The sequence below is a fragment of the Myxococcus sp. MISCRS1 genome (assembly GCF_026626605.1).
In the GTDB taxonomy this organism is placed as follows: domain Bacteria; phylum Myxococcota; class Myxococcia; order Myxococcales; family Myxococcaceae; genus Myxococcus; species Myxococcus fulvus.
Genome location: NZ_JAPNKB010000001.1, coordinates 1,019,385 through 1,033,779 on the forward strand (window position 1 = coordinate 1,019,385; position 14,395 = coordinate 1,033,779).

A 14,395-nucleotide genomic window follows, 5' to 3' on the forward strand; every position below is an offset into this window, starting at 1 on the left:
GCGATGACCAACGAAAACGCCCCCCAGACCGCGACCTCCACCCCGGCGGATTCCGTCGAGACCGTCCGCAAGGTGTACGCGGCCGACCTGCGTGAGAAGGACCGCGTCCACACCGTCTTCCGCGTCACCAAGAAGGAGAAGGTGACGGCCCGCAGCGGCAAGGTGTTCCTGGCCCTGACGCTCGTCGACAAGAGCGGCGAGGTGGACGCGCGCGTGTTCGACAAGGTCGACGTGCTCGAGCCGTCCTTCCAGTCCGGCGACTTCGTGCTCGTCCAGGGCAACGTCATCCAGTTCCACGGCCGCACGCAGGTGGTGGTGGAGGGCCTGGAGCGCCTGGACCCCGAGCCCCTGGACCCCAAGGAGTTCGAGCCGCCCCCGGCGCCTCCCGCCGAGGCCAAGGCCGCCCCGGAGGCGAAGCCCGCCGCCGAGCCGCGCGCCGAGAAGGCCGACAAGGGTGAGAAGAGCGAGAAGAGCGAGCCCCGTCACGACGGCGGCGGTGGCGCCCGGGCCGCGGGCCTCATCCGCGAGCTCATCAACGAGCGCATCAACGATCCGTTCGTGAAGCAGCTCCTGATTGCGTTCCTGGACGACCCGCAGGTGTCCGCGGGGCTGCCGGTGGCGCCGGCCGCCAAGGGCATGCACCACGCGTGGCGCGGCGGCCTGGCCGAGCACCTGCTGTCGGTGATGCGGCTGACCCTGCGGGTGGCGGACCACTACCCCATGGCGGACCGGGACCTGCTGCTGGCGGGCGCGTTCCTGCACGACGTGATGAAGGTGGCCGAAATCTCGCCGGACAAGGGCTTCGACTACACCGACGAGGGCAAGCTCGTGGGCCACTTGGTGATGACGGCCCAGAAGATCCGCGAGAAGACGCTGTCCATCCCCGGCTTCCCGCCGCTGCTCGAGAACCACCTCACGCACCTGGCCATCTCGCACCACGGGCAGCTGGAGTACGGCAGCCCCAAGGTGCCGATGACCATCGAGGCGCACATCGTCCACGCGCTCGACTCGCTCGACTCGCGCATCGCCTCGTGGCTGGAGGCCATGCAGCGCGACTCGAACGAGAAGTGGACGGACGTGCTGCGCCACTACGACCGGCAGCTCTGGAAGGGCCCCCTGCCCACCGTGCGCGGCCGCGGCCCCGTCGAGGGTGGCGGCGGTGGTGGCGGTGGCCGCCGCAAGTCGCGCGAGGAGAAGCGCAAGAACCGGGGCGACAAGGCTCCGCAGCAGCAGGCCCCTTCGCAGGAGGGCGGCGCGCCGGTGGTGGCGCGTGAGGAGCAGCAGCCGCAGCAGCGTCCTCCCCGCCGCGAGCGGCCGCCTCGCGAGGACCGGCCTCCCCGCGAGGACCGTCCGCCGCGCGAGGAGCGCGCCCGGGACGAGCAGCGCGCGCCCCGCGAGGAGCGTCCGCCGCGTCCGCCGAGGGATCCGAACAGCCTGCCGAAGGAGCTGACCTTCAAGCCCTTCAGCGCGCTGACGACGCTCTCGGGCGACAAGAGTGGCGAGGGTTCGTCGGAAAGCTGAGTCGTCATGGCGAAGAAGCTGGGTGAGCGCCTCATCGAGGCGGGGCTCGTCAACGCCGGGGCCGTGGAGCAGGCCCTGGAGCACCAGAAGATCACCGGCCACAAGCTGGGGGACTGTCTGGTGGAGCTGGGGCTCCTCCAGGAAGCGGCGCTCTTGCGCTTCCTGGCCGCGGAGTTCCAGACGCGCTTCGTGAGCGCGGACAAGCTGGCCAAGGCGAAGATCGCCACCGAGGTGCTCGACAGGCTCCCGGTGCGACTCGCCGAGGCGCAGAACGTGCTGCCCCTGGCGGTGGACCCGGACCGGAAGCTGTTGTCCGTGGTCGCCGCCGAGCCGCAGAACAAGGCGCTGATGGACGAGATTGCCCTCGTCACGGGCATGTCGGAGGTCTACGCGTACGTGGGCCTGCGCGGCGCCATCGCCGCGGCCATCCGCAAGCACTACTACGGCGACCCCACCGCGTTCGCCGCGCTGCTGGAGGCCGCGAGCGCGCAGTCCGGCCCCGCCGAGTCCACGTCGCGCGCCGGCGCGCCGGAGCACAACCGCACGTCCACCAGCAACCGCAGCAGCCTGTCCTTCCGCATGGAGACGGACCCGCGCATGCGGGTGCAGCGTCCCAGCGGCGGCACGCAGGTGGCCGGTCGTCCGTCGTCCACGCAGCGGCGCGAGCCGGGTGGCCCGCGCGGGCTGGTCAGCGACATCGACTACGTGGAGACGCTGGGCATCCTCGTGGGGCTGCTGGAGCAGGACCGCCAGCGGCACCGGGGACACTCCGCGCAGCTGGCGCGGCAGGCGGGCATCGTCGGTCAGCGCATGGGCATGCCCCACAAGGAGCTGGCCGCGCTGTCCATCGCCGCGTACCTGCACGACCTGGGCAAGCCGTCCGAGCGGCACTTCTCGCTGGCGAGCAACGCCGTCAACTCGGAGTGGAAGGCGCAGGCCCGCGCCGCGTGCCGCGCGCCCACGAAGCTGTTCGAGACGGTGCACCTGCCCGCGCAGGTCAACACCATCCTGGCGCAGCTGTATGAGGCCTGGGATGGCTCGGGCACGCCCCAGGGCGCCAAGGGAGAGGAGATCACCCTGGGCGCGCGCATCCTCGCGGCGGTGGACAGCTTCCTGGAGCTGACCAAGAACCCCGGCAACGCGCTGGGCAAGGCCCTGCCCAAGGAGCAGGCCCTGGAGCACCTGCGCACGAACGCGGGCGTGCTCTACGACCCGGTGGTCGCGGACATCGTCATCCAGCTGCAGAGCGGCGAGCTGCTCCGTCACCGACTGGAGAGCGAGGGCCGGCAGGTGCTCGTGGTGGAGCCGGACGAGACGGCTCGCGGCGAGCTGCTGGAGGCCGTGCTCAAGCAGGGGCTGGTGGCCCACGCGCTGTCCACGCAGGAGGGCGCGCAGGATGGCCTCGCCCGGCAGGACTGCGATGTCCTGGTGGTGAGCCTGCGCCTGGGTCAGCAGGAGGTGTTGGATCTGCTCCAGCAGGCCCGCTCCGCGCCGGAGACGGCGGGGCTGCCCATCGCGGTGGTGGGTGAGCCGGATGCGCCCACGCGCGAGCGGCTGATGATGGGCGGCGCGACGGAGCTGCTGCCTCCCGGGGACAAGTCCCTCGTCGCCAAGGCGGTGCGCGCGCTGCTCGAGGACCGGGTGCTGCACAACGGCCCGGGTCGCGTGGTGCGTGGCAGCTTCGACGAGCTGCCTCCGAAGGAGCTGCTGCGCACGCTGGGCAGCGCGAGGAAGAGCGGCAAGCTCAACCTGCGTCAGCACACGCTGGAGGGCTCGATGCACCTGGAGAGCGGCCGCGTCGTGTTCGCTTCATTCGGCGGACACACGGGAGAGCCCGCGCTCCAGGCGCTCTTGAAGCTCAAGCAGGCCGACTTCCAGTACGACCCGGACGCGCTGCTGCTGGACGTGCCGCAGATGGACCAGGACCTCCAGGCCCTGGCCGGCGGCGTCAGCGCAGGTTGAGGTTGAAGAGGGCGGCGGCGTTGGCGGTGGTGACCTCGGTCACCGTCTCCAGCGTCACGCCCTTGAGCTCCGCCAGCTTCCGCGCGGTCTCCACCACGTGCGAGGGCTCGTTCTTGCGCCCCCGGTGCGGCACGGGCGCCAGGTACGGGCTGTCGGTCTCCACCATCAGCCTGTCGAGCGGCGCGAAGCGCACCGCGTCCTGCAGCGCCTCCGTCTTCTTGTAGGTGATGACGCCGGAGAGCGAGAGGTAGAAGCCCCGGTCCAGGTAGCGCCGCGCGGCGTCGGTGTCTCCGGTGAAGCAGTGGATGACGCCCTTGGGCACGCCCACCTCGCCGAGAATCGCGTCGCAGTCCTCGTGCGCGTCACGCACGTGCACCACCAGCGGCTTGCCCAGCTTCACGGCCAGCTCGCACTGGTGTCGGAAGATGCGCGCCTGCGCCTCCCGGGGCGAGTGGTCGTAGTAGTAGTCCAGGCCCGCCTCGCCCACGGCGCGGACCTCGGGCCGGGCGCAGGTGCGCTCCAGCGTGGCCAGGTCGTCCTCCGTGGCGCGCGCGGCCTCGTGCGGATGGATGCCGAGCGTGGGCGAGAGGAACTCCGGATGCGCGGCGGCCAGCTCCAGCGCGTTGCCCCACTCGCCAGGACCGTGGAACTGGCCCACGACGATGGCGTGGATGAGGCCCGCGGCGCGCGCGCGCTCCAGCACCGGGGCCGCGTCCGCGAAGTCCTTCACTTCCAGGTGGCAGTGCGCATCCACCAGTCTCATGTCCCCTCCTGAAACAAGTCGTCCAGTTCCTGCCGTGCCTCGGGTGAGGTGAAGGTGCTCACCGCCGCGCGCACGTGCTCGCGGCCCTCGGGGAGGCCCAATCTCCAGAGCCCATCCGCCGCGTCCAGCCGGTCCTCCTCCTGGGCGCTCACGTCCCGCAGCAGCGCGAGCAGCCAGGGCAAGGCCCGCTCGTCCCCCAGGCGCCCCAGGCCGCGCGCGGCGGCACCCCGGCAGGAGTCCTTCGGGTCATCGAGGATGGCCTTCAAACGCTCCAGCGCGCCGGGCGCCTTCACCTCGCCGAGCAGCTCCACCGCGAGCGCGCGGTCCTGACTCCACTTCTTGCGCGAGCGCTGGAGCAGGTGCGCCGCGCCGTCGGCGTCACCCAGCCGGGCGAGGACTCCCGCGGCCTGCGTCTTGTCGAAGGCGGGGAGCAGCCAGCGGCCGAACAGCTTCTTCACCGCGGGCAGCGCGCGAGCGTCCTCGAGCTCCGCCAGTGCACCCAGGGCGCGGAAGCGGAGCAGGTCCGCGTCCAGCGCGTCGATGAGCACCTCGAGCCCCGCGGGGTGCTTGAGGGCGGCGATGCCTCGCGCGGCCTCGAAGCGCACCTCGGGGACGGAGTCCTCCAGCATGCCCGCGAGCGCACCGCGCAGCTCGGGACGGGCCATGTCCGCCAGTCGGCCCGTGGCCTCCAGGCGCACCAGCGACTCCTCATCGCGAAGCCGCGAGATGAGCAGCGCGATCGCCTCTTCTTGAGGCAGCACCACGGTGGCCAGCGCGATGCCCGAGCGCTTCACCTCGGGCTGCGCGTCCGACAGCATCCGCGGCACGACCTCCGTGAACTCGGGCGCGCGCGAGGGCACCTCCGCCGCGAGGTGATGGAGTTGCTCGGCCGCCTCCGCGCGAAACGCGGGGCGCTTCTCGTTCTCCAGCGCCAGCAAGGCCCGGTCCCGCTCCGCACGCCAATCCGTCACGTCCCATCACCTCGCTTGCCCGACAGCGTCCGCTTCGAGCACCTCGAGCGAACTGGGGCAGGGGGTTACCACCCTGCCCCGTCCGCGCCGACTACTTCACGTCGCTGCCCGGCGGCACGTTGCCCGGATCCAACAAGGACAGGTCCTTGCCGCCCGGCCCCGCCGTCAGGAGCATGCCGCGCGACGAGATGCCCTTGAGGCTGCGGGGCTTCAGGTTCGCCACCACCACGACGTTGCGCCCCACCAGCGACTCCGGCGCGAACGCCTCGGCGATGCCCGAGACGATGGTGCGCGGCCCCGTCGCCTCGCCCACGTCCACCGTGAGCTTCAGCAGCTTGTCCGCCTTGGGGACCTTCTCCGCCGCGAGCACCTTGCCCGACTTGAGCACCACCTTGGCGAAGTCCGCGTACTCGATCTCAGCGGACGCCTCCCCTGCGCCCTCCGTCGCCTGCGTGACGGGCGCGGCCTCGGCCGGCTTCTTCTCCACCTTCTTCTCCTTGCCACCTTCGGCCTTCTTCGCCTCCACCGCCGGAGCCGGCGCGCCGCCCGCGGGCAGCGAGAGGATGGCGTTGACGCGCTCCTCCTCCAGCCGGGGCAACAGCGGCTCCGGGGTACCGATGGGACGGCTGCGGTCCAGCAGCGGATACTTCGCGCCCTCCAGCGCCTGGAACGTGAGCGGCGGCGCGCCCAGCTGCGCGAACAGCTTCTCGGACAACCTCGGCGTCACCGGGGCGAGCAACGCGCCCAGCAGGTACACGACGTCCGCCGCGTCGGAGAGGTCCGCGCGCGCCGCCTCCGCGTCCTTCTTCACCAGCGCCCACGGCGCCTGCGCCTGGACGAAGGCATTCGCCGCCGACGCGATGTCCGTGATGACGCGGATGGCGTTGCGGTACTCGAGCTTCTCGAACGCCTCGCGCACCTCGCCAACCCGGGCCAGCACCGACTCCACCAGCGCGCGTCCAGGACCCTCGGCCCGGCCCGGCGCCAGCTTCCCACCCAGCGGCCCCGCCAGGAGCGACAGCGCGCGGTTGGCCAGGTTGCCCACGTTGTTGACCAGCTCCCCGTTCACCCGCAGACGGAAGTCCTTGAGGTTGAGGTCCAGGTCCTCCACGCCCGCGCCCAGGTTGGCCGCGTAGAAGTAGCGCAGGTAGCTGGGGTCCAGCTGGGCCAGGTAGTCGCGCGCGGAGACGAAGTTGCCGCGCGTCTTCGACATCTTCTCCCCGTTGAGCGTCAGGTGCCCGTGGACCTTGATCTCACTCGGCACATGCAGCCCGGCCACGTCCAGCACCGCGGGCCAGAACAGCGCGTGGAAGTAGACGATGTCCTTGCCGATGAAGTGGACGATGCGCGCGCCGCTGTCCTTGCTCCAGTAGTCCAGCGCGCTCTGCGCCTTGCCCGTCTCCTTCGCCCACTTCTCCGTCGTGGCGATGTAGCCGATGGGCGCGTCCAGCCAGACGTAGAAGTACTTGTCCGTCTCGCCGGGAATGGCGAAGCCGAAGTAGGGCCCGTCGCGGCTGATGTCCCAGTCCGCGAGCCCCTTCTCGAAGAAGCCCTGTAGCTGCGTCGCGAGCCCCGGGTGGAGGAAGCCCGGCTTGCGCAGCAGCGCCTGCAGGAAGTCCGCGTGCCGCGACAGCTTGAAGAACAGGTGCGCCGACGACTTGCGCACCGGCGGCGTGCCACACAGCGAGCAGTGCGGGTCGATGAGGTCCGTGGGGCTGTACGCCTTGCCACACTTCTCACAGACGTCACCGTATTGGTCCGGCGCCTTGCAGTTGGGACAGGTGCCCTTGATGAAGCGGTCCGGCAGGAACCGGCGGTCCTTCTCGCAGTACGCCTGTTCGACGTCCTTGCGCTCGATGTCGCCCTTCTCCTTCAGCCGCCCGTAGATGAGCTCCGCGTAGTGGCGGTTCTCCGGCGAGTTGGTGGAGTGGAAGGAGTCGAAGCGCACGTCCAGGTCGTGGAAGTCCTTCTGGTGCTCGTCCTGGAAGCGGGCGATGAACTCCTCGGGCTTGAGCCCGTGCTTCGCCGCGTTGAGCTCGATGGGCGTGCCGTGCGTGTCGTCCGCGCAGAAGTAGACGACGTCCTTGCCGCATGAGCGGAGGAAGCGCACGTAGATATCGGTCTGGATGTACTCGACGGCGTGCCCGAGATGGATGGGGCCGTTCGCGTACGGAAGCGCACTGGTGACGAGGATTCTCTCCGCCATGGACTCTCCTGGGGGCGGCGGACATTAGCCGCTCGGGGGGCCGAGGTCATCGACGGCGTGGGGCCGCGCGCACGAATGCACGACGGAGCCGGGGATGTTATCGACCGGATACGAATGTGCACCATCGTCATCCTTCGTCAGGTCCACCCCGAATGGCCGCTGGTGCTCGCGGCCAACCGGGACGAGTTCTACGCACGTCCCACGACGGGCCCCCAGGTCCTGCTCGAGTCCCCTCGCGCCGTCGGCGGACGGGACGTGGAGCGCGGCGGGACGTGGATGGGAGTGACTAACGAGGGCCTCTTCGTGGGCCTGACGAACCAGCGCGGCGGACAGGGGAAGGGCCCGGCCCCCCGCTCGAGGGGAGAGGTGGTCCTCCAGGCCCTGCGGGCCGCCAGCGTGGAGGGCATCGAGCGCTACCTGGACACGCTGTCCGGCGAGGACTTCCTCCCCTTCAACCTCCTCTACGGCGATGCCCGGACGCTGCGGGTCGCCTACGCCAGGACGGGCCAGGCCGAGCTGCGGCGCGAGGACGTCCCCCCAGGCATCCACGTGCTCCCCAATGACGTGCTCGACAGTCCGGAGCTCCCCAAGGTGGCGCGAGCCCGGATGCTCGCCGCCGAGCTGCCGCACGAGCCCTGGCCCCGGTTCGAATCCGGGCTCAAGGCCCTGCTCGGGGACGACCTGCTGCCCCCGGAGAGCGGGACGCCGCGCCCCGCGCCCGGGGAGTCGCTGCCCCCCGACTTCCTGCGTCGCCTGCAGGCGCTCTGCATCCATACGCCCGCCTATGGCACGCGCTGGTCCTCCATCGTCGCCCTGGCTCCGGGACGCGTGGGGCATTACCTGGTGTCGCAGTCCGCGCCGTGCGAGGGCCCCTGGGAGGACATCACGGGGATGCTCGATGTCCCCCCTCCCACGACGCGCTGAGCCCGCGGCGCCCCTCGCCCAGGCGCGCCAGCAACCGTGAGAGCAGGGGCCACGGGTGCGCGCCCTGCTCGGCGCCGAGCCCGCGCAGCGCGCGATGCAGCGCCACGAAGTCCCGCGCCACGTCCGGGTCGTCGAGCACGGCGCCCCCTCCGGGAAAGAGGTCGTCGACGAGCGCCACGTCCTCGTCTTCCCATACACGGCGCGACGGCGGCCTGAGCAGGGCCACCGGCACGAGCATCCCGCACAGCACCCCGGGGCGACCGCTCTCGGCGTGCAGCGCGTGGACCTCGCCCGGGGGAATCACGACGAGGCTTCCGGGCGGCGCCATCAGCCGGACACCTCCGCAGCACACCTGCTGGACATGCCCCGCGTCCAGCGTGAGCTGGAGCTCGTCATGGACATGCAGGGCCTGCGTGGTGGCGCGGCCACTCACCCGATACAGCACCAGTCCCGGGTATGTGCCGGGTCGCCAGACCTGCGCCGTCGCATGCCCGTCCCACTCCGTCACCATCTCCCGCTCCCCGCGTCGATGTACGGGAAGCTAGACGCCGATGTGGGTTCGGCGCAGCCAGCCCCCGGGACACAGGCCGTGTCGCCGGGCCGGCACTCGCCTCAGGCCGGACCGGCGGGCGCGGGCTCGCCCACGAGGACGCGTGCCCGGCCGTCCATGGAGAGCTTCACCTCCTCGACAGTGCCGAAGCCGGACTCTCGCGCCAGCTCCGCCAGGTGACGCATCCACGGGTTGTAGGGCATCCCGTTGTCCGAGCAGCACGGCACCACGGCGAACGGCAGCCGATGTCTCGCCGCGTATTCGATGATGACCCGCGTGGCGCCGTCCGGATGCATGCCCACCACCAGCTCCGCCTCGCACGGCTCGTCCAGCGTGAAGATGCGCTGGGCATACGTCACCGGCAGGTGCTTGTGCCGCAAGTCGAAGGTGGTGACGGCGCGGCCCCGCCGCGTCAAGGCCTCGTTGAGACGCCCCTGCCCTCCCGCCACGTCGAAGACGCGAGGGGCAACGAAGCGCGACACGATGAAGTCCGCGAAGAGGTCGAAGCGACGCTTGTCCGCCATACGCGGCCTCCTCTACCCGAGCCGGACTCCGAGTGCACGTCCCAGTGTGCCCGCCCGCTCCCTCAGGCGCCGAGACACACCGTAGCCAGGAGCCGCTCGATGACCAGCCGCCCGTTGCCCGAGGACTTCAAGGACAGGTCCGCCTCCGCGCACGCCACCAGCGCGCCCAGCAGCTCCTTGCGCTCGTAGCCCGCGGCCGCCTTCATGCTGAAGGTGAGCGCCCACGCGTTGGGCATCTTGCGCCGGGTGCCCTTCAGCTCCGCCTCCAGCTTGGGGAACACCCGGGCCTCCACGTCCTTCGCGGTGCGCGGCGGCGTGCCTCCCGCGTAGCGCGTCAGCCACTCGTGGCTCTCCAGCAGCGTACGGACGATGGAGGCCACCGCGCCCAACAGCTGCAGCGCGTGCGTGCCCTGCCCCATCGCGTCCTCCGCGTAGGACAGCGCGCCGCGGAAGTCGCGCTTCTGGAGCGCCTCCGACAGCTCGAAGAACTCCTCCTCGCGCGCGTGGTGCACCAGCATCACCACGTCGGAGCGTTCGATTGCGGGGCCCTCCGAGTACGTGGCGAGCTTCTCCAGCTCCGACTGCAACAGGCGGATGTTGCCGCCCACGCGCTCCTTGAGCTCCTCCAGCGCGCCGGGCCCCAGCTTCTTCTTGAAGGGCGCCAGGAACTCCTTGGCGATGTCGGAGAGGTCCAGGTCCTTGTGGCGCGCGGCCACCTTGCGCTCGACGACGTGGCCCTTGTCCTGCGCCAGCTTCACCAGCGGGTTCTTCGCGTCCACCTCCGTGGCCGCCATCACCAGCGCGTGTCCCGCAGGCGCGCCCTTCTGGATGAGCTCGATGAGCGCGGTGGCGTCACCCTCCGGGGCGCTGATGCGCTCCTCCTTGCAGAAGGCCGCGGCCTCCTTCAGGAACGCCACGTCCGCCTCGGCGAGGTCGACGTTCAGTTCCTCCTTCCACTGCTCCACCGACGGCGCCCTGGACGCGGATGGGTCCAGCTGGTCCACGCCCCAGCCCGCGCGCGCCGCCAGCGCCAGCAGCCGCCGCGCGCCCTCCTTGCGCTTGCCCGCCTTCCACGCCTCGCGCGCCTTGGCGAGCGGGTCTCCCCGCCCCTTCTTCGGCGCGAGGAACTCCGGGTCCCTCACCACCACGACCTTGCGGCCGGGGAACAGCGGCATCGTGGCCAGCTCCTGCGCCACCTCGCGCGGGCTGCCCGCGTCCAGCGTGACCAGGTTGAGGCCCACCGCCGCGTCGGGCACCAGCACCTTGACCAGCTCGTCGGCGCCCTTTCGGACCAGGAACTCCTCGCCCCACAGCAGGTACAGGGGCGAAAGCTTCCCGGCCTTCACGCCCGCCAGCACGTCATCCAGCTCCGAGCTCATCGGGACGTCTCCGTGAACAGGTCGATGAGCATCCGCTCCAGCTGCAGCCGGGGCGCGCCGTTGCGGGCCACCGCCGCGCGCGCGCCGTCGAGCAGCGCGTGGCGACGGTGCAGCCACGCATCGGACAGGCGCGCGCCCACCTCCACCGCCAGTTGGCGCAGGTCGCGGTTCGCCAGCGCGTCCTCGCGTCCCACCTTGGCCAGGGCCACGTCGCGCGTCCAGAGCGTCAACAGCTCCAGCGTCGCCTCCGCGTCCTCGCGCGAGCCGCCGTGCTCGTCCGCGAAGCGCAGGAGCCCCACCGCGTTGTCGCCGCGCAGGTTCTCGAAGGCCGTCACCACGTCCTTGCGCCGGGCGAGCGCCTCCACGTCCAGCGACAGCGCGCGGCCCAGGCTGCCTCCGGCCATGATGGCCGCCAGCTGCGCGGTGTCCGCGTCCAGCTTGCGCTCGGTGCGCACGCGCTCGGCGACCAGCTCCACCGGCAGCGGGCCGAAGTGCACCTTGCTGCACCGGCTGCGGATGGTGGGCAAGAGCTTGTCCATGGCGCTGGCCACCAGCACCAGCGTGGTGTCCGCGGGCGGCTCCTCCAGCGTCTTGAGGAACGCGTTCTGCGCCTGCACGTTCATCGCCTGCGCGGAGACGAGGATGGCCACCTTGCGGCGCGACTCCAGGCCGCGCAGGGCCAGCCGCTCCTGCAGCTGGCGGATCTGCTCCACGCGCAAGTCCCGGCTCGGCGTGCCCGTGAAGTCCGAGCGCCCCGCGAGGCCCCGCGACACGCGCTCGTCGTCCGGCATCACCCAGGTGACGTCCGGGTGGAGGCCGCGCGAGACGCGCGTGCAGCTGGCGCAGGTGCCGCAGCCCACGTCCGGCTGCTCGGGGCAGGTGAGCGCCTGGGCCAGGCCCACGGCCGCTCGCTCCTTGCCCACGCCCTCCGGCCCCGCGAAGAGATACGCGTGGTGCACCGCGCCGGAGCGAAGTGCCGCCTGAAGTGAATCAATCGCGCGGGGCTGTCCCAGCACCGATGCGAGGGTCATGGCGCGTGTATCCCCGCTTGCGCGCCACGCGTCAACCGCTGCCTTGACCCCCCATGTACGCGCGGGAGAGAGTCAGGGGGCCTTGCTGCCTTTCCTCCAGAGCAATCTGTCCCTGGCCGTCGGCGCGATATTGGCGCTGGTGCTGCTGGGAACCCGGGCCTCCAGCCAGGACGCGGACCTGAAGCGGGACCTCACCGGGGCCCTGCGGCTGATGGTGATGTTCCTCATCCTGCGCGTGGGCGCCTGGGCGCTGCCCGCCACCACGCCGCCCGGGCCGATGAAGGCGCTGCAGGTCGCCTGGATGCTGACGTTCGCCTTCGGCGTCATCCGCGCGGGCGTGGGCTTCGGCCTGAAGCTGGCCCGGCTGCGCTCGACGTCGGTGGGGACGCCGAAGATCCTCCGCAACGTCATCGACTTCCTGCTCTACACGCTCGCCGCGGTGCCCATCGTCCAGACGCAGCTGGACCTGGACCTGACGGGCCTGGTCGCCACGTCCGCGGTGCTGTCGGTGGTCATCGGTCTGGCGCTCCAGGAGACGCTGGGCAACCTCTTCGCGGGCCTGTCCCTGCAGTTGGACAAGCCCTTCGAGGTCGGCGACTTCGTGCGCATCGGCGAGCACGTGGGGCGCGTGGCGCAGGTCAACTGGCGCTCCATCCGCATCATGACGTTCCGCCGTGAGCTGGTGACGCTGCCCAACTCCATGGTGGCCAAGGAGCAGCTCAAGACGTTCAACCAGGACCGCGAGCCGGTGGGCGTGGACATGCAGGTGCGCGCCACGTACGAAACGCCGCCCAACGTGATGAAGGCGGCCCTGCTGGACGTGGCGCGGGAGATTCCGCAGGTGCTGGTGGACCCGCCGCCCATCGCCCGCACGCTCGCGTTCGATGAGCAGTCGGTGCGCTACATGCTGCGCTTCTTCGTGAACGACTTCTCGCTCGCGGACGCGACCATCGCGGAGGTGCACACGCGCCTGTGGTACCGGATGCGGCGCGACGGAATCGAGCCGCCCGTGCCCCAGCGCGTGGTGCGCATGCGCGAGGACGCGGCCCGGCCGGAGCTGCCCGCGCACACCGTGCTGCGCCTGTTGCGCGCGGTGGACCTGTTCGAGCCGCTGAAGGACGCGGACCTGGAGCGGCTGGGCCAGGAGGTCCACGTGCGCCGCTTCGGCCGCGACGAGCACATCATCCAGGAGGGCGATGACGGCCGGACGTTCTACGTGCTCGCCTCGGGCGAGGTCAGCGTGCGCGCCGGCAAGTCCCAGTCCGAGGTGACGCGGCTGGGCCAGGGCGGCTACTTCGGCGAGATGTCGCTGCTCACCGGCGAGAAGCGCGCCGCCACCGTGGTGGCCCTGGAGGACTCGCTGCTGCTCGAGGTGGACCGGCCCACCTTCGCGCGGCTGTTCGGCGAGCACCCCAACCTGGCCCGACAGCTGTCCTCCATCCTCGCGCAGCGGCGCACCCAGCTGCGCGCCGTGGCCCAGGCCAGCGGCACCACCGGCGACCCCATCCCCGCCGAGGTGGGCCGCATCCTCGGCCGCCTGCGCCAGATCTTCGGCCTGCACGGCTCCCACCACGAGTAGCCCGCACCGGGCCCGGAAAGGCTCCCTTTCCACCCCGGTCGTGCCCGCCCGCCCTACCTGTCAGGGCGTGCATTTCCAGGGGCCTCCGGGCCGCCCCGCCCCCGAGGGAATGTCAGACCCTTCCGGTAGTCTCTCTTCATTCCCGCTACCGGAAAGGAAGTCGTCGACATGACCACCCCTCGTGAGAACCCGTGTGTCTCGGTCAACCAGCTCGGCCAGTACCTCACCGGAACGCCGTCGCTGCGAAAGCGCATCATCCAGGGGCAGAAGAACCCGGTGGACCCCCAGTACCTGCGCTACCCCGCGGCGGCCCAGGCCATCACCGAGTTCCTCTGCGAAGGCCGGGACGAGGTCATCCTGCGCTACCACCAGCGGCGGCTGCTCAACGCCCAGGCGGACTCCGACTTCGACGCGCACCGGCTCGCCCTGTGCGCGGAGGCGCTCCAGCGCTGCCTCGTCGCCACGGAGGACCTGGCCACCCGCGCCGTGGCCAGCCCCGCGGACCCGGAGCTCGCGCCCCTGGAGCTCGCCGGCGTCGCCGTGAAGGTGCGCCCCGAGGTCCTCCTCCGAGGCGTGGACGCGCGCGGGCAGATGCGCTCGGGCGTGCTGAAGCTCTACTTCTCCAAGCACACGCCGCTCGACGAGCGAGCCGGCCAGTACATCGCCACCGTGCTCCAGCTCTTCGCCGAGGAGCGGCTGGAGCAGCAGGGGCCCGTGGACCCGCGCCTGGTGGGCGTCTTCGACGTGTTCGCCGGCCGCCTGTTCGTCGCGCCGAAGGCCCGCCAGCGCCGGCTCCAGGACGTCGTGCTCGCCTGCGAGGAGATCGCCGGCCGCTGGAACTTCCACTGACGGCCCGCGGGGCCCGTGTCCGCTTCCGGGACACGGGCTTCCCGCATCCGCGAACGGCGCGGGGCCCGGGGCGGGCCTCCCTCCAGGGAACCTGGGGGGTTGCCTCGCTCCAGGCGGGCTGGCATGGCCTTCGCTT

Annotated in this window: 12 protein-coding genes; 5 read left to right on the forward strand and 7 right to left on the reverse strand. The window is 71.3% G+C overall.

All coding sequences use genetic code 11. The annotated features are described in order from the left end of the window. Positions 1-3 precede the first annotated feature (3 nt). Both OWM54_RS03790 and OWM54_RS03795 read left to right on the forward strand, forming a co-directional pair. Positions 4-1,521: a 3'-5' exoribonuclease YhaM family protein gene (locus tag OWM54_RS03790; protein ID WP_267696652.1), complete on the forward strand. Its 1,518-nt coding sequence runs from the start codon at positions 4-6 to the stop codon at positions 1,519-1,521. A gap of 6 nt (positions 1,522-1,527) precedes the next feature. After that, entirely contained in the window at positions 1,528-3,483 is a 1,956-nt protein-coding gene (locus OWM54_RS03795; RefSeq protein WP_267696653.1) for an HD domain-containing phosphohydrolase, read from the forward strand. Here OWM54_RS03795 and OWM54_RS03800 read toward each other — a convergent pair. The 3 genes from OWM54_RS03800 to metG all read right to left on the reverse strand — a co-directional run bounded on the left by OWM54_RS03800 (position 3,470) and on the right by metG (position 7,423). Next, the gene (locus OWM54_RS03800) at positions 3,470-4,246 is read right to left on the reverse strand and encodes a TatD family hydrolase (RefSeq protein ID WP_046713053.1); all 777 of its coding nucleotides are present in this window, start codon (positions 4,244-4,246) and stop codon (positions 3,470-3,472) included. The two genes, OWM54_RS03795 and OWM54_RS03800, sit on opposite strands and share 14 nt — an antisense overlap. Then, a complete protein-coding gene (locus OWM54_RS03805; protein ID WP_223746894.1) occupies positions 4,243-5,217 on the reverse strand; it encodes a HEAT repeat domain-containing protein in 975 nt (324 codons plus the stop codon). The genes OWM54_RS03800 and OWM54_RS03805 overlap by 4 nt, the downstream gene beginning before the upstream one ends. Positions 5,218-5,308: 91 nt before the next feature. Further along, the gene (gene metG / locus OWM54_RS03810) at positions 5,309-7,423 is read right to left on the reverse strand and encodes a methionine--tRNA ligase (protein WP_267696654.1); all 2,115 of its coding nucleotides are present in this window, start codon (positions 7,421-7,423) and stop codon (positions 5,309-5,311) included. Positions 7,424-7,537: 114 nt separating this feature from the next. On the opposite strand from metG, the gene OWM54_RS03815 reads away from it, so the two are divergent. After that, positions 7,538-8,347, forward strand: a complete 810-nt coding sequence (locus tag OWM54_RS03815; protein ID WP_267696655.1) for an NRDE family protein — start codon at positions 7,538-7,540, stop codon at positions 8,345-8,347. Here the strand turns inward: OWM54_RS03815 and OWM54_RS03820 are convergent. The 4 genes from OWM54_RS03820 to holB form a co-directional block, all read right to left on the reverse strand. Further along, positions 8,307-8,858 (reverse strand): AraC family ligand binding domain-containing protein, encoded by a 552-nt coding sequence (locus OWM54_RS03820; protein WP_223746891.1) that lies wholly within the window; start codon positions 8,856-8,858, stop codon positions 8,307-8,309. The genes OWM54_RS03815 and OWM54_RS03820 overlap by 41 nt on opposite strands. A gap of 101 nt (positions 8,859-8,959) precedes the next feature. Then, positions 8,960-9,421, reverse strand: coding sequence for a hypothetical protein (locus OWM54_RS03825; protein ID WP_248541594.1), 462 nt, complete (start codon positions 9,419-9,421; stop codon positions 8,960-8,962). Positions 9,422-9,483: 62 nt separating this feature from the next. After that, a complete protein-coding gene (gene holA / locus OWM54_RS03830; protein WP_141323157.1) occupies positions 9,484-10,800 on the reverse strand; it encodes a DNA polymerase III subunit delta in 1,317 nt (438 codons plus the stop codon). Then, positions 10,797-11,831, reverse strand: coding sequence for a DNA polymerase III subunit delta' (gene holB, locus OWM54_RS03835; protein WP_223746890.1), 1,035 nt, complete (start codon positions 11,829-11,831; stop codon positions 10,797-10,799). Before holB ends, holA begins: the two co-directional genes overlap by 4 nt. Before the next feature lie 82 nt (positions 11,832-11,913). On the opposite strand from holB, the gene OWM54_RS03840 reads away from it, so the two are divergent. Together OWM54_RS03840 and OWM54_RS03845 are read left to right on the forward strand one after the other, a co-directional pair. Next, on the forward strand, positions 11,914-13,410 hold the full coding sequence (locus tag OWM54_RS03840) for a mechanosensitive ion channel family protein (RefSeq protein WP_267696656.1): 1,497 nt from the start codon (positions 11,914-11,916) through the stop codon (positions 13,408-13,410). A 168-nt stretch (positions 13,411-13,578) separates the two neighbouring features. Continuing rightward, positions 13,579-14,259, forward strand: coding sequence for a hypothetical protein (locus OWM54_RS03845; protein WP_141323154.1), 681 nt, complete (start codon positions 13,579-13,581; stop codon positions 14,257-14,259). The last annotated feature ends 136 nt before the right edge of the window (positions 14,260-14,395 follow it).